The following is a 15,538-nucleotide window of genomic DNA, read 5'->3' as shown; positions in this document are numbered from 1 at the left end:
GGCCATCAGACCCGGCATCTCGTGCTCGGCCAACCGAATCTGGTGCCGACCCGCCTCGGCCAAACCCAGATCCTTCACGGCGAACTCCAGGCCGTTGACCTTCTGCAACTTGACGCTCATGACTTCCTCTCGGGTGCAAAGATTCATCGACGATCGAGTCCGAATTGGACTGCTTCGGCGGAGGTGCCGGATGGCGATCGCACGGGTCGGCGAAGATTCAGCTCAGCACGACCCGGCATCGTCGGCCGTCGGCCGTGATCCCTCTCGCGACATCAAAAAAGGCACCTCCGTCAGGAGGCGCCCTTACCGTGCTGTCCCTTTACCCCGCCGGCCGAGCGTGGCGGACGTGAAGTCCGTTGCAGCGCCTCTCAGCCAGCGGTCGCGCTCCTGATCGGAGCGCATCGAGTCGGTCGAACCCGGCGTGCCCAAAATTCTGGTGACGCCCGGGGACTTTGTCAAGCTGCCAGGTCGGAGCCCCGCCTCCCCGAACATCACCGAAACAGGTGATGTTCGTCGGGCCGGCCCTCGCGCCTTCTGCGCTGCGCGCGCGGGCGCGATAGACACGAGCGACACACCGTTGAGATCAAAGCTAAAGAATGCGGAGCTCATGACACTTGTTGGCGGCTTCCGTGAAGTGGACGAGAACGAGACTCTCCAAGCCGAACGTCAGGACGAACCCCGACGAGGAAATCCCGGCCCGGCCATGGCCATGCGGACGTTCTTCACGCCTCCGTTCGCAAGCCTGCCCGTTGATCTCTACGCCAAGATCGAGGACGGTGCCGCCACCCGACACCGCAACGCGGTGACGGTCCACCCGCACAGCGCGGTGTCCACCTCGACCTACTTCGGGCGCTTCCCCGCCAGCTACTGGCAGCGCTGGACCTCCGCCGCCGAGGTGACCGTCCGCGCGAGCGTCAGCGGTGCCGGGATCGTGCGCGTGATGGCGTCGGACTCGCGAGGTGGAGCCCGCACGCTGAACACCGAGCGGGTCGCGGGAAGGACCACCGAGGCCCAGGTGTGCTGGACCGTGGACATCGGCAAGTTCGTCGACGGCGGTGCGATCTGGCTCGAACTCATCACCGAGGCCGACTCGCTGCAGGTCGCCGACGTCGCGTGGTTCGTGCCGAACCCGCCGCGCAGCCGCCCCACCTCCGCGGTGCTGTGCACCCACAACCGCCCCGACGACTGCCTGAACACGCTGCGCGCGCTGGCGGCCGACCCGGCGGCGATGAGCGCGCTGTCGGCGGTCTACGTGATCGACCAGGGTGACGACACCCTCGAATCCCGAGAGTCCTTCGAGTCCGTCCAGGAGATGTTCGGCGGGCTGCTGCGCTACCGGCGCCAGCGGAACCTCGGTGGCGCAGGCGGTTTCACCCGCGGACTCCACGAGACGCTCGCCGACGACGAGACCGTTGCCAACGCGCTGTTCATGGATGACGACATCCTCCTGGAACCGGACACGGTCGTGCGGATGACGACGTTCGCCAACTCCGCCGTCGAGCCGATCGTCGTCGGCTCGCAGATGCTGCAGCTGCTGCACCCGTACCGGATCCACGTCTCCGCCGAGCACGCCCGCTTCACCACCATCGAACCCGGCCTGGCCGTCGACGGCGGTCTCGACCGCGCGGATCTCACCGAGGAGCTGCAGGAGCGGCGGGTCGACGCCGACTACAACGCCTGGTGGTGCTGCCTGCTGCCCTCGGAGATCGTGCGCGACGCCGGCTACCCCATCCCGATGTTCTTCCAGTGGGACGACGTGGAGTTCGGCTACCGCATCCGCGGCCGCGGGCACGCGACGGTCACGCTGCCCGGGGCGGCGGTGTGGCACGCCGACTTCGACTGGAAGGACGAGGACAGCTGGGTCCGCTACTTCACCTTGCGCAACGCGCTGATCATCGACGCGTTGCACGGTGACTTCGACGGGACCGCCAGCGCGAAGGTCTTCCTCCGCTGGGCCGCCGAATGCCTGGTGTCGATGCGCTACGGCCAAGCCGAGGTGCTCATCGCGGCGGTGGAGGACTTCCTCGCCGGTCCGGACGTGCTGCGCGACGGCGACGCATCGACGATCGCGCGGATCGCGAGGATCCGCGCCCCGCACGGCGAGACCGCGCGGCACAAGGCTTCGCAGGTACCCGGCCTGACCGGCGCGTCCCGGCCGATCGCCAAGGCAGGCCCGGACCCGGCCTGGCGCAGGCTCGTGCTGGCCAAGCGCCTGGTCTGGCACCTGCTGGGCAAGGTCGGCGGTTCGGCGTCCATCTCGTCCGGCGACGCCCACTGGTGGCACGTCGGGCTCTTCGAGACCGCGGTGGTCACCGACGCCTCCCAGGAGTCGGTGTCGGTCCGCAGGGTCGATCGCGACGAGCTGCGCCGCATCGGCGCGAAGGTGCTGCGCACGGCGTTGCGGCTGCACCGCGAGGGGGACCGGGCGCGCGGTACGTGGCGTGAAGGCCACCGCTCGCTCACCAACAGGGAGAACTGGACACGCCTGTTCCAGCTCGACGAAACCAACGCTTCCGAGGAGTAGATCGTGAACATGCTGTCCCGCGTTCTCACCCCCGTGCGGGCCGCCGCACGGGAGAAGTTGCAGCGAGCGGTCTCCGAGGCCGTCGCGGGCGTGATCCGCCCGGAGATCGACCGCGCCGTCAGCGCCACCCGCGACTTCGAGATGCGGTCCCGCCGCGACCTGTTCGCCGCCGGTGAGCGCGACGCCGCGGTCTCCACCGCGCGGCTCGTGCACCAGGAGATGGCCTCGGCGCGGATGCTTCCCAACCCCATCGCCACCCTCAACCACGCGCTATCGCTGGCCCCGGCCGAGGGCATGGCGCTGGAGTTCGGCGTCTACTCCGGCAAGACACTCACCGAGATCGCCCGCTCCCGCAAGGGCGTCGACGTCTACGGCTTCGACTCGTTCGAGGGCCTGCCGGAGCACTGGCGGGCCGGGTTCCCGGAGGGCACCTTCGGCGGCGAGATGCTCCCCGACGGCCCACCTGTGGTCGAGGGCGCGGAGCTGGTGGTCGGCTGGTTCGACGACACGCTGCCGAAGTTCCTGGAGACCCACTCGGGCCCGGTGGCGTTCCTGCACGTCGACTGCGACATCTACTCCTCCACCAAGACCGTGCTGGAGCTCGTCGGCCCGCGCCTGCGGCCTGGCAGCATCGTGGTGTTCGACGAGTTCTTCAACTACCCGGGCTGGCAGTTCGGCGAGTACCGCGCCTGGGGAGAGCACGTCGACGCGACCGGTTGGAAGTTCTCCTACGAAGCCTTCACCATCGACAACGAACAGGTGGCCGTCCGGCTGACCGACGTCGGTTCCCCCGTGGACATCGAGAGGTTCGCGCCGGCTCCCCGCGCCGCGGCACAGCACCGCTGAACGCGTCGTCCCGCCCGCCCAGCATTGGGCGGGCGTCCGGGGTCCGCCGGCACGGGGCCGGCGGGGTGTGGTGGTCGACGTCCGCCTCGGGAGCGGAGGGCCATGACTGAGAGCGACCGGCTGGACAGGGCGTCCGGGCTGGACGAGGAGCTCCGCGACCTGGCCTGCGAGGTCAACCGGGCCGCCGCCTGGAGCTACCGGTTCGCCGACGGCGACCTGCGCTGGTCGGCGGGGATGGCGAGCCTGCTGCAGGTCGACGAGGGTGATCCTGCTGAGCTCACGCGCAGGCTGCGGGAGCTCATCGCGCCGCTGGTGCATTCCGCCGAGACCAGGCAGGCGGACGGTTCGCAGTCCGTCGAGGAGCCGTTCGAGACGCCGTCCGGGGAGCGGCGTGCGATCTTCCTCCGCTGCTGCACCACGCTGCACGGTCCCGAGCGGTGCCTGGTCGGGATCGCGGTGGACGTGGCCTACCCGCTGAGCGAGGAGAGCCACGACACCGACATCGCCGACCGCTACCGCCGGCTGATCGAGCTGAACCCGGACGCGGTGTGCGTGCACCAGGACGGCGTCACCGTCTACGTCAACCCCGCCGGGATGCGGATGATGAACGCGTCCTCCCCCGACGAGATCGTCGGGCATCCCATCACCGAGTTCGTCGCCGAGCACGCGCGGGCGGAGTTGTTCTCGCGGCTGTCGGTGGCCAACGATCCGGGGACGACCACGGAGCCCGCCGAGGCGGAGATGATCCGGGTCGACGGGTCGCGGATGCTTGTCGAGTCGATCGCGGTGCGCACCAGCTGGCACGGTCGCCCGGCGTTCCAGGTGATCCTGCGCGACGTCACCGCGCAGCGGGAGGCCGAGGCCGCGCTGCGCTACCAGGCCGCGCTGGTCGAGAACGTCAGCAACGCCATCATCGCCACCACCAGGCAGGGCGTGGTGACCAGCTGGAACCCGGCCGCCGAGACGATCTACGGCTACTCCTCGGCGCAGGCGCGCGGGCGAGAGGTTTCCGAGGTCGTGGGCACCGCGATCGACCCGGCCGCGCTGCTGACCGTGGGCGGCACCGTCGAGGCCAAGCACCGGCACGCCGACGGGTCACCGGTGCAGGTGCGGATCTCGGCGGCGGAGATGAGCGACGGCTACGTGCTGGTGTGCACCGACGAGACTGCGCGGCGCCGGGCCGAGAAGCGCTACGCGACGGTGGTCAGCCTGCTCGACGAGGGCGTGCTGGTCATCGACGAGGGCGGCAAGGTCGTGATGGCCAACCCGGCGGCCACGTCCATCCTCGGCGCCCAGGAGGAGGACATCGTGGGCACCCGCCCGGAGTCGTGGGTGACCTTCGACGAGGACGACAACCGGCTCCCGCAGGCGCCGTCCCTGCGCACGCGGCTCACCGGTGAGCCGGAGAACCGGCGCGTGGCGCGCTTCGAGCGCTCCGACGGCAGCAGCGTGTGGCTGGCGATCTCGGCGCGGTCGCTGACCGCGGACGACTCGCCGCCGCACCGCACGCTGGTGTCGTTCACCGACATCACCGAGCCGCGCGCGTTCCGCAAGCGGCTGGAGCGGGAGGCCACCCACGACCCGCTGACCGGGCTGGCGAACCGGACGATGGTGCTGCGCAGGTTGCAGGCGGCGATGCGCGAGCCCGACCGCACTGTCACGACCGGCGTGATGTTCATCGACCTGGACAAGTTCAAGATCATCAACGATTCGCTGGGCCACGTCGTCGGTGACGAGGTCCTGCGCGTGACCGGTGAGCGCCTCCGCGCCGTGATGCACTCCGCCGAGCAGGTCGGCAGGCACGGTGGCGACGAGTTCGTGGTGCTGGTGCACGACGAGGACGGCGGCTCCTCCTTGGGCGCCCTGGCCGATGCGATCCGGCGGCGGCTCACCGAGCCGATCACCGTCGAGGGCAGGCAGCTGCACGTCGACGCCAGCATCGGGATCGTGCTCGTCCCGCCCGACGACCCGCGCACCGCCGAGGACGTGCTGCGCGATGCCGACGTGGCCATGTACGAGGCGAAGACGCGCGGCCGCGGGCGGGCGGCGTTCTTCGACGTCCAGCTGCGCGAGCGCCTGCAGCGCTACCTGGAGCTGGAGCAGGACCTGCGCTCGGCGGTCGACCGCGGCGAGCTCTGGCTGGCCTACCAGCCCATCGTGAACCTGCACGCCAACCGCGTCGGCGGTGTCGAGGCGCTGCTGCGCTGGACCCACCCGGTGCACGGGCAGATCTCCCCGGACGAGTTCATCTCGATGGCCGAGGAGAGCGATCTGATCCACCACATCGGGTCCTGGGCGCTGTCCACCGCGATCGAGCAGGTGGCCGAGTTCCGCACGCGCTACGGCCTCGACCTGCGGGTGAAGGCCAACCTGTCCGTGCGCCAGCTGGAGGACCCGGGTCTTCCGGAGGCAGTGGACGAGGCGCTGCGCAAGTCGGGGTTGTCCGCGAAGTCGTTGTCGCTGGAGCTGACCGAGAGCGCGCTCATGCACGACCCGGTCACCGCCACCCGGATGCTGCGGGAGCTGCGCCGGTACGGGATCAGGCTGGCCATCGACGACTTCGGGACCGGCTACTCGTCGCTGGCGCAGCTGCTGCGGCTGCCGCTGGACTCGCTGAAGATCGACCGGTCGTTCATCGACGGCATCGCCCGCTCCCACGACGCCGAGGCCCTGGTCAACAGCATCATGGCGATGGCCCACGCGGTCGATCTCGCGGTGATCGCCGAAGGCGTGGAGACCGCCGAGCAGCTGGAGGTGCTGCGGCGGCTGGGCTGCGACCAGGCGCAGGGCTACTACCTGGGCCGGCCGGCGCCGATCGAGGACCTGGCCGGGACCATCGACCTCGCCGACCGGCGCATGAGGATCGAATGAGGCGGTCGCGCGGCGCGACCCGTATATCCTCGAGCGCATGCGGCGGACGTCCCTGGCTCACTGGCCCTGTTCGATCGCGCGCGCCTTGGACCTGCTGGGCGACCAGTGGACCCCGCTGGTGCTGCGGGAGGCGTTCTACGGCGTCCGGCGCTTCGACGACTTCCAGGCCTCGCTGGGCATCGCCCGCAACACCCTGGCCGAACGACTGCGCAGGCTCGTCGACGAAGGCCTGTTCGACAAGCGGGCCTACCAGGACGATCCGCCGCGCTACGACTACGTCCTCACCGACAAGGGCCGCGACTTCTACGGCGTGCTGGCGGCCATGGCGCGCTGGGGCGACCGCTGGCTGTCCGGCGAGGAGGGCGCGCCGGTGGTGCTGCACCACCGCACGTGCGACCACGACACCCACGCCGAGGTGGTCTGCGCGGCCTGCCGCGAGCCGCTGCGGGCCGAGGACACCACGTCCCACCTCGGCCCCGGCTATCCCTCCCGGTTGGCGGAGCGGCCCGATGTGCGGGCCCGCTTCGGCTGAGCGGTCACAGATCCCGGACCAGGTCCAGCGCTCGCCCCAGGGTGGTGAGCCGCTGGTCCAGGGTGTCGCCCGCGGGGTAGAAGCGGACGGTGTTCACGCCGGTGTCGCGCCAGACCCGCAGCCGCTCGCGGACCATGTCCTCGGTGCCGATCAGCGTGGTGGCCAGCACCATCTCGTCGGTGACCAGCGCGGCGGCGCCCTCGCGGTCGCCGGCCTGCCAGCGCTCGCGAACCGCCGCGGCGGGGTCCTGCCAGCCCTGGCGGGAGTAGGCGCGGTTGTAGAAGTTCGTCTTGGCCGAGCCCATGCCTCCCAGCGAGAACGCCAGTTCCTTCTTCCGGCTCGCCAGCACGCCGCTCAGCTCGTCGGGGTCGTCGACGAAGGCGACCTCGGCGCCCTGGCAGATGTCCAGCTCGGCCCGGGTGCGTCCGGCCCTGGCCAGGCCGCTGTCGAGGTGTTCGAAGTAGGCGTCGGCGCCTTCCGGGACGAAGCTGGTGCCCAGCCAGCCGTCGGCGATCTCGCCGGTGAGCTCGAGCATCTTCGGCGACAGCGTGGCGAGGTGGATGGGGACGTCGACCGGCGGGATCGACACCCGCATCGGCCGGGACTCGCCGGGCCGCGGGATGGTGAAGTGCTCGCCGCTGTGGGAGATCTTCTCGCCGCTGAAGACCTGCCGCAGGACCTGCGCGGTCTCGCGCATCCGGCCCAGCGGGCGGGCGAAGTCCACGCCGTGCAGCCCCTCGATCACCTGCGGGCCGGAGGCGCCGAGGCCGAGGTGGAAGCGACCTCCGGACAGGTGCGCGAGCGTCATCGCGGCCTGGCCGATCGCGACCGGGGTGCGCGTGCCCAGCTGCATGATCCCGGAGCCGAGCAGGATCGTGTCGGTGCGGGCGGCGAGGTAGCCGAGCGTGGAGGGGGCGTCGGAACCCCAGGCCTCGGCAACCCAGCACATGTCCAGGCCGAGCTTCTCGGCTTCGCGGACGTACTCGACGATCTCGCGCCAGTCGCCGCCGCTGCCCTCGATGGTGGTGGCGGTGCGCATCAGGCGCCGGCCTCGGCGAGTTCCTTGATCCCGGCGAGGTTGGCGGTCATGCCGCGTTCGAAGTCCCGCAGCCGGACGAAGACGATCTTCTGCTCCTTCTCCGGCATGCGTTCGATGGCCAGGCTCAGACCGGAGGGCGCCGGGCCCATCCGGACCCACTGGCTCAGCTGCGTGCCGCCGTCGGCGGGACGCAGGGCGAACCGCCAGGAAGCCATGGGGTTCTCGGGGTCCCGCACGGCCCAGCCGAAGACCCGCTGGGGTTCGAACTCGACGACGTGCGAGGTGGTGGTCCACTCCCCCAGCGCGTCGTGGCGGTTGCGGCCGGTGAACCGGGCGCCGAGCGATGGCCCCTGGGCGCCGTCGAGCCACTGCACTTCCTGCAGCTCATCGCTGATGCGGGCGATCAGCTGCATGTCGGTGACCAGTTCCCACACGCGTTCGGGTGGGGAGTCGATCCAGGTCTCGACCTCGACCGTCGGCCCGTCGGCGTAGCGCGCGCCCGTCCACTCCATGCTCGGCGACCTCCTCGTCGTGCGGCGTTGACCAGTAGGGTTGCGTGATGAAACCCTGGTTGTCAACTACTGCACGACGAGGGGCCGTCAGTCGGTCCGCGAGATCGAGACGGGCACCGCCACCTGCGGGACGACGGCCTGGCGAGAGGCCTCCAGCACGCGCTTGATGACGGTCACCACGTCCTTGCCGGGCTTCGAGCAGGTGAACGCGGCGCGCGCGTGCTCGCTGATCGCCGCACGGGTGGACACCTCGATCTCCATGTGCCGGAAGAGGTGGGTCATGCCCTCGACCTCGGAGAAGCTGTAGGTGATGGTCACCGAGGACGCGTCATCGGCGCCTCGGGACCGGACGATCCAGCGGCGGCCCGGTTCGGCCTCCAGTATGGCCCAGTCCTCGCCTTGCTGCTCCCGCCACGTCGTGCCGGCGGGCTGCCTGCCCCGGGGCACGAGCGTCCAACCTGGATCGGTGACCGGCCGGCCGTTTTCCCAGTTCGCCGGATCGGTGATGTAGCTGTAGACGTCCATGGCCGGGCACTCGATGTCGGTCTCGGCCATCGTCGAATAGAAGGGCATAGCTCAGGCGTCCTTCCACTCAATTTCCCCCTGGGGCGCCCCGCTACCGGATTACCCCCACCGGGACCATTGTTGGGCCCGAAAGGGAATCAGCAACTCGATCCGATCCTGGTGATCGCGCAACAGGCACGACATCGGACGACAGCGGTGGCACAGAACACATCTGCGGCGGCTTCCGAAAAACCGCGCGACGTAGTCGCTTTCGCGATCGCTCCCTCCGAATCGGACACCGGCCGTTCGAGGCGCCCGCCGAGGTGGGCGGAGCCTACCGAACGCGGAGATCCCGGCAAGATCGCGAGCATGCTTCAGGTTGCCCCGGAACGGCGCTGACCCGCAGGTTCATTGCACCGGCAACATCATGACCGGACCCCGCCACCGTCACCCGATGGGCGGGGGTTTCCAGATCGATTCCGAAGTCCGCGACGGGGTCCGTCGCGGCCCCGGCGACGCGCGGGAAGGGCCGACAGGCGCGACCCCGCGACCGCCCGCGACCAGCGCATGTACCGTGACTGGCGAACCCACCGGCCGGCCCGCCGGGCGGTGATCCGCTGGAGCGTCCACAGGAGACTTACGACCGATGCAACCGAGTAACGAGCAGGACCGCGCGAAGTGGGCCGCGGGTACGGCCGTCATCGACGCCTACATCCGCGACGGCATGAAGCTCGGCCTGGGCTCGGGCACGACCTCGCACTGGTTCGTCCGCGCGCTGGGCGAGGCCGTGTCGAACGGACTCAACGTGGTGGGCGTGCCCACCTCGACCGGCACTCGTGACCTGGCGCTCGAGGTCGGCGTGCCGCTGACCACGCTCGCCGAGGTCGGCCGGCTGGACCTCACGGTCGACGGCGCCGACGAGATCGACCCCGCGGGCCACATGATCAAGGGCGGCGGCGCCTGCCTGCTGTGGGAGCGCATCATCGCCGACACCTCGGACAAGATGGTGTGCGTGGTCGACGAAGGCAAGGTCGTCGACCAGCTCGGAAAGTTCCCGCTGCCCATCGAGGTCGTGCAGTACGAGTGGCAGGCCACCGAGCGCGCCATCAGCGCGCTGCTCGACGAGCTCGGCCAGCCCGGCGTGAAGCTGACCCGTCGCGAGAAGGACGGCGGCCCGCTGGTCACCGACAGCGGCAACTTCATCGTCGACGCCCACGTCGAGGCGATCAAGGACCCGATCGCGCTGGACTCGCAGCTCAACTGGATCCCCGGTGTGGTGGAGAACGGCCTGTTCACCGGCATCGCCGCGGAGGTCGTAATCGGCCGCGCGGACGGCAGCCACGAGATCCGCGACGTCTCGGCGACCCCGTCGGCCCGTCCGTCGACCCGCGGTCGCTGACAGTCATCACTCGTTCGAGGGGACGTGAGCTCTGCTCACGTCCCCTCGTCGCGTTTCAGAACCCCGCGTAGCAGTAGGAGTCCGACGAGGCGTCCCCTCCTTGGAGTCGGACCTGGTGGGCCCGGCGACCTCGGAAGTCCTCGCCGTGGAGGAAGAAGCCCTCGTCGACGGTCAGGCCGCCGCGGTGCGGGTCGGTGGTGAGCTTGGCCATCCACGCGCCGACGCCATCGGGGTAGAACTGGTCGTCCCACGACCCGTAGAGCGAGTTCGTCAGGTAGATCCGCGTCCCGTCCCGGCTGACCTCGACCATCTGCGGCCCGCCCGCCAGCGGCCGGTCGGGTGCCAACGGGTGCGGGACCCGGCCGACGATGCCGCCGAGCCGGACCGACCCGGCTTCGCGAGGCGCGGCGGGATCGCTGACGTCGTACTGCTTGAGCTCGCCGGTCCCCCAGCACGAGACGTAGAGGAAGCGGTCGTCGACGGAGAGGTTGATGTCGGTGACCAGCGGCGGGACGGCGCCGAAGGGCTTGAGCGCGGGAGGCAGGAGTTCGGCGTCGGCGGGTTCGGCGGGGATGGTGATGACCTTGTCCGCCGTCCACTGATCGCCGTCGCGCCGCCAGCGCCACACCGAGGCGGACAGGTCTTCGGTGCTGATCACCACGCCGGCGAATCCCCAGGTGGCGTTCGGGTCGTGCGAGGGTCGCAGCTCCAGCACCATCTGCTGTTCGGCGCCGAGGTCCACCCGCTGCAGGTGCTTGCCCTCGGCCAGGTCCCAGAAGTGCAGGGCGTGGCCGTACTCGTTGGCGAGCAGCAGTTCGGGCACGACGCCGTCCTCGACCATCGAGGGCGTGCCCCACTCGCTGGTGATCAGGGTGTTCTGGTTGAGGTGCCACCAGGCGTCGTAGGCGAGCTGCTGCGGGCCCCGATCGGTCTCCCACGCACGCACGACCTCGAAGGTGTCGTGGTCGAGCACCGCGATCCCGCCCGGCCCACCATTGCCGTCGGCGGAGCCCAGGCAGGACAGGTAGATGCCGTCGGGGCCGCAGTGCAGCGTGTGCGGACGGGAGTACCCGGCGCGGGTGGCGAGCTCGTCGGCGCTGATGGTGCGAACCAGACGCGGCTGCCTCGGGTCCGGGTGGGTGTCGTAGACGTGCAGGTTCGAGGAGCGCAGGCCGGGCAGCAGCAGGTACCGGCGTTGCAGGCCGTCGGTGTGGTGACCGGCGTGGGCGAAGGCGCTGCTGCACGCGTTCCACCCGAAGTGGTGGAGCTCGTCGCCCTTGGTCGGCAGCTCCGCCCATCCCACGATCTGCCCGTTCTGGGCCGATTCCGGGTCGGTGTCCACGACAGCGAGGGCATCGGGGCGTTCGGCCGCGCGGTCGAAGGTGACCACGTAGGCCAACTTCTCCGGTGGTGCGGCGATCGCGTCGGCGGGACTGCGGTAGAAGGTCGGATCGACCGCGGCATGGCTCATCTCGTCCTCCTCGGGAGATGGCGTTCGGTCGTTCCAGCATGGGCCCGCGCTCCCACCTCAGCGACCGTGTCCGCATCCCAGGACGCCGCAGGTCGGGTGGTTCTACAGGTGCGCGCAGCGCAGCTCCGGGCTGAGCCGGTAGGTGGTGTCCAGGACCGCGTTCTGGCCGCCCAACCAGCCCGGGTCGCACTCGGGATGCATCGTGTGCACGATGACGAGGTCCCACTCCTGCGACTCCACCTGGTCACTCGACTGCAACGCGGTTTCACCCAGGCGGAGGGTGGGGACGTGCGGGTCGGCGTAGGAGACGTCGACTCCGAGGCCCGCCAGTTCGGCCATGATCTCCAGGGCCGGCGACTCTCGGACGTCGGCGACGCCAGGCTTGTAGGCCACACCGAGCACCAGGACACGAGCTCCCGTGACGCGCTTCGCGTGATCGGCGAGCAGCTGCCTGGCGCGGTCGACGACCCTGCGCGGCCGGGCCGCGATCGACCCCATCGCGGCGTTCATCAGCGGGGCCGGCAGGCGTTGGGCGCGCAGCTGCCACAGCAGGTAGTGCGTGTCGCAGGGGATGCAGTGCCCGCCGACTCCAGGGCCGGGGTGGAACGGCATGAACCCGTACGGCTTGGTGGCGGCGGCCTCGATGACCTCGATCGGATCGACGTCGAAGGCTCGGCAGCTGTCGGCGAACTCGTTGATCATCGCGATGTTGACCGCCCGGAAGCTGTTCTCCAGCAGCTTGGTCAGCTCCGCCGACTCCGACGAGGAGACCGCGTGCACCGAGGCCGCCGTGCTCGCCAGCGCCTCCTGCGCCCTGCGCCCGCATTCGGCGCTCACGCCTCCGACGATGCGCGGGGTCGCGCTCCGGTCGTGGCGGGCGACGCCGGGGTCGATGCGCTCGGGGCTGAAGGCGACGTAGACGTCCTCCCCCGCGATCCACCCGTTGCGGTGCCGCAGCGGTTCGGCGATGAGGTCGCGCGTGCAGCCCACGTAGGTGGTGGAGGTCAGCACGATCGTCTGCCCCTCGCGTGCGTTGGCCACCACCGATGCGCAGGCTGCGGTCAGCGCTCGCATGTCGGGCACCAGATGGGCGTCGACCGGTGTGGGCACCGAGATCAGCACCACGTCAGCCTCGGCGACCGCTGCCGCGTTGGTGGTCACCGTCAGCAGGCCGTTGGACAGAGATCGTGTCAGCCGTTCGTGGTCGGCTTCGGCGAGGTCGACCTGCTCGGCCTTGATCGCCAGCAATCGGGACTCGTCGATGTCGACGCCGGTCACGGCGATTCCGGCATCGGCGAGCGACAGTGCGGTCGGCAAGCCGACGTAGCCCAGACCTACGACCACTGCGTTGATGGATGTGCGCGGGGACGGGGACACCGACTGCGTCCGCACCTCTGAATTCGGCCATACCCCATGCATGTTCGCTGTGCTCATCGCTGGGGGCTCCTCGATGCGTTCTCACGTCATGTTAGTCTTTCGGGGGCGCAGGCGGATTCGCTGTTCCGTCGGTCATTCACCTTGTACGCCACCGGGTGTGGTGCTCGCCGGCGCGTTGGCCGCACCGACCGGACCTAGCGATGACGGTGCACCAGCGTGGTGCGCGGCCGTAGGGGACAAAGACCCGAAAAGCCCCGATTCGGGACTTATGCCCCGGCTTTCGCCGGACGAAGCGGCACACAATCGAGGTGTCGATGTCGGCGGCCTGCTGTGGTTCGCACTCGGTCAGCGCTGCCGCGACCGGTCCCGCACGAGGAGGTCCACATGGGCCGACAGCAGTGGGACCGCCACGACGTCGCCGCCTACCTCGGGATCCGGGTGGGTTCGGTCAACGCCTGGCTGGCCCGGCACGAGATCACCCCGGTCGCGCGGCGCCCCGCAGGACGCGGGGCCCTGGCCAACCTCTACGACGCCGACGAGGTCAAACGCGTCCGGGCGGCCGGTCGCCGGTGGCGGAACCGACGGCCGCAACCTCCCGCCTCGGACGACGCCGCCACGAAATGGTGACAACGGCAGCCGCGACGAGCAGGACGGCGACCAAGACCGCGCTGAGCACATCCGCCAGCGCCAGCCCCACCACCGCGGCTACCGGCAGCACCACCATCGCGTCCCGCAGAACCACCCACCGGGCTTGAGCGGGTGACGACATCTCGGACGCCAGCGGCGCCTCGGCCTGGCCGCGCGGTGGCAGCACCGGCGGCAACCGCCGCGGGCTCGTCCACCTCCCGCTGGAATTCGCGCGCCACACCCTGTACAAGGTCCACATCGTGGCGGCGGCGTCGATGAACCGCACCAGCAGGAAACCGAAACCGTAGACGAGAAGACTCGGGCGGCGGCGCAACACCGCCACCACGCAGGTGATCAGGTAATCGGGCAAGAACAGAAAGAACACCACGTTGTACGCGGACAACCACGGTTCCAACGCCGAGTGGACCTCCCGGTACACCGGCCAGTCGAGCACCCAACCGCCGGTCAGCGGCCCCAGCGCCATCAGCGCGCCGACGACTACCAACCCCAGGATGATCAGGCTCGACGAGACGACCTCCAGCATGAAAACAGCAGTTGCGAACCAGAAGCGCCCGAACCAAGCGCCGTGCCTGCGCAGCGTCTGCCACAGCCCCAGCGCCCATCGTCGCACCTGCTGGTAGTAGTCGCGGAGGTTGTCGGGATCCTCTGTCCACGCCTGCACCGAGGGCGAGAAGGCGATCTTGCCGAGCCGTTTGTGGTGCAGCTCGAAGGTCATGTTGAAATCCTCGATGATCAAGCCGGGAGGGTTGATGTCCATCCGCGGTAGCACCGAGGTCCGGTACATGCCGGCGAAGCCGGGGACGATGGGCGTCACGTTGATGTATCGCCAGGACTGGCCGTAGCGCATCCATTGCATGATGGTCCACAGGCGACTGCGGTAGGAGATCAGCAATCGGCCGATGAAGGTATGCGCCTGCGGTGTCCAGGGGGTTCGGACGTAGCCGGCAACGGCGGCGTAGCGCGGATCGTCCAGCATGGGCAGCCCGTTGGTGAGGTAGTCGGGATCGACTTCCGTGTCGGCGTCGACGATCAGCAACGCACCGAACCGATGGGTGATGTCGAAGTGACCGATGGCCGCCTCGATGGCGCCGGCCTTGCCACGCCCTGGACTGAGATCCAGCACGCGGACGCCGAACCCGGCGGCTATCTCGGCCGTGCGGTCCCGGCACCCGTCCGCGAGGACGTGAACGTTGGCGGCGGGGACTATCCGAAGCGCCGAGGTGATGGACTTGGCTATGCCGCCCTCCTCGTCGTGCGCGGGAATGACGATGGCGACCTCGTCAGGACGCATCCGGTTCGCGGGCGCGGCGGTTTCCCCCGGGGCAGGCATGCGGCTTTCGCCGATACCGCGGAGGATCGCGATCATCGTCCACACCGGAACGTTGATCCCGAACACGAGGAACAGCAGCACCCATTCCACCGGCCTTACCTCATTCCTGTTGAATTCCCACGAGCCACTCCCGCCATGCGACAACGGCGAACCCGAATCAGACAAGTACTTTTCACCCGTTCGGGTACTCATTTTTTTCACTGAGATTCAACTGCCACATCGTGGTGCACAGTGTTTTCATCGACACCATTCGAAGAGCACCTCGAAGCCCAGGCCGCACACCGCGCGAAGGTGCAAAAGAACCCTCGTTTTCGCAGCTCAGGGACACACATGCGAGCGTCCAGCCAAATCCGGACCAGACTCGATCCACCTCGAAGAGCCGGGGCGGTGATGTGTTTCTTGATAACCTGTCGCGCCGGATTCATCAACTCACTCCTCACCCGTTTCTTGATTTCGGAAGGGCATAAAGTCCCGGCTCTCGACAA

General features: G+C 69.3%; 13 protein-coding genes. 6 read left to right on the top strand and 7 right to left on the bottom strand.

All coding sequences use genetic code 11. The annotated features are described in order from the left end of the window. A partial coding sequence (locus tag E1181_RS25395) for an adenosylhomocysteinase (protein ID WP_132676350.1) occupies positions 1 to 120 on the bottom strand: 120 nt, incomplete at its 3' end. 487 nt (positions 121 to 607) lie between these two features. Between E1181_RS25395 and E1181_RS25390 the strand changes: the two genes are divergently transcribed. The 4 genes from E1181_RS25390 to E1181_RS25375 all read left to right on the top strand — a co-directional run bounded on the left by E1181_RS25390 (position 608) and on the right by E1181_RS25375 (position 6,773). Beyond that, positions 608 to 2,524, top strand: a complete 1,917-nt coding sequence (locus tag E1181_RS25390; RefSeq protein ID WP_132678509.1) for a glycosyltransferase — start codon at positions 608 to 610, stop codon at positions 2,522 to 2,524. A 9-nt stretch (positions 2,525 to 2,533) separates the two neighbouring features. Beyond that, the gene (locus E1181_RS25385; RefSeq protein WP_132678514.1) at positions 2,534 to 3,370 is read left to right on the top strand and encodes a class I SAM-dependent methyltransferase; all 837 of its coding nucleotides are present in this window, start codon (positions 2,534 to 2,536) and stop codon (positions 3,368 to 3,370) included. 102 nt (positions 3,371 to 3,472) lie between these two features. After that, positions 3,473 to 6,241 (top strand): sensor domain-containing protein, encoded by a 2,769-nt coding sequence (locus tag E1181_RS25380; RefSeq protein ID WP_132678507.1) that lies wholly within the window; start codon positions 3,473 to 3,475, stop codon positions 6,239 to 6,241. Positions 6,242 to 6,278: 37 nt separating this feature from the next. Beyond that, positions 6,279 to 6,773, top strand: coding sequence for a winged helix-turn-helix transcriptional regulator (locus tag E1181_RS25375; protein WP_132678505.1), 495 nt, complete (start codon positions 6,279 to 6,281; stop codon positions 6,771 to 6,773). A 4-nt stretch (positions 6,774 to 6,777) separates the two neighbouring features. Here the strand turns inward: E1181_RS25375 and E1181_RS25370 are convergent, their stop codons facing one another. The 3 genes from E1181_RS25370 to E1181_RS25360 all read right to left on the bottom strand — a co-directional run bounded on the left by E1181_RS25370 (position 6,778) and on the right by E1181_RS25360 (position 8,897). Beyond that, complete coding sequence (locus E1181_RS25370) at positions 6,778 to 7,812, bottom strand: LLM class flavin-dependent oxidoreductase (protein WP_132678504.1); 1,035 nt, start codon at positions 7,810 to 7,812, stop codon at positions 6,778 to 6,780. Beyond that, entirely contained in the window at positions 7,812 to 8,324 is a 513-nt protein-coding gene (locus tag E1181_RS25365; RefSeq protein WP_132678502.1) for an SRPBCC family protein, read from the bottom strand. The genes E1181_RS25370 and E1181_RS25365 overlap by 1 nt, the downstream gene beginning before the upstream one ends. Positions 8,325 to 8,411: 87 nt before the next feature. After that, a complete protein-coding gene (locus tag E1181_RS25360; protein ID WP_132678500.1) occupies positions 8,412 to 8,897 on the bottom strand; it encodes an SRPBCC family protein in 486 nt (161 codons plus the stop codon). Positions 8,898 to 9,474: 577 nt separating this feature from the next. On the opposite strand from E1181_RS25360, the gene rpiA reads away from it, so the two are divergent. After that, positions 9,475 to 10,227, top strand: coding sequence for a ribose-5-phosphate isomerase RpiA (rpiA, locus tag E1181_RS25355; RefSeq protein WP_132678498.1), 753 nt, complete (start codon positions 9,475 to 9,477; stop codon positions 10,225 to 10,227). Between the two features lie 55 nt (positions 10,228 to 10,282). Here the strand turns inward: rpiA and E1181_RS25350 are convergent, their stop codons facing one another. Next, positions 10,283 to 11,698, bottom strand: coding sequence for a selenium-binding protein SBP56-related protein (locus tag E1181_RS25350; RefSeq protein WP_132678496.1), 1,416 nt, complete (start codon positions 11,696 to 11,698; stop codon positions 10,283 to 10,285). A gap of 102 nt (positions 11,699 to 11,800) precedes the next feature. After that, positions 11,801 to 13,042, bottom strand: coding sequence for a nucleotide sugar dehydrogenase (locus tag E1181_RS25345; RefSeq protein ID WP_235877032.1), 1,242 nt, complete (start codon positions 13,040 to 13,042; stop codon positions 11,801 to 11,803). A gap of 417 nt (positions 13,043 to 13,459) precedes the next feature. Between E1181_RS25345 and E1181_RS25340 the strand changes: the two genes are divergently transcribed. Beyond that, positions 13,460 to 13,702, top strand: a complete 243-nt coding sequence (locus E1181_RS25340) for a hypothetical protein (RefSeq protein ID WP_132678494.1) — start codon at positions 13,460 to 13,462, stop codon at positions 13,700 to 13,702. Here the strand turns inward: E1181_RS25340 and E1181_RS25335 are convergent. Continuing rightward, on the bottom strand, positions 13,617 to 15,143 hold the full coding sequence (locus E1181_RS25335) for a glycosyltransferase (protein WP_165944747.1): 1,527 nt from the start codon (positions 15,141 to 15,143) through the stop codon (positions 13,617 to 13,619). The genes E1181_RS25340 and E1181_RS25335 overlap by 86 nt on opposite strands. Between the last annotated feature and the right edge of the window lie 395 nt (positions 15,144 to 15,538).

This window comes from Saccharopolyspora terrae (assembly GCF_004348435.1).
Lineage (GTDB): Bacteria > Actinomycetota > Actinomycetes > Mycobacteriales > Pseudonocardiaceae > Saccharopolyspora > Saccharopolyspora endophytica.
Note: the sequence above shows the minus strand (reverse complement) of the source record. Positions and strands in the feature narration are given on the sequence as shown.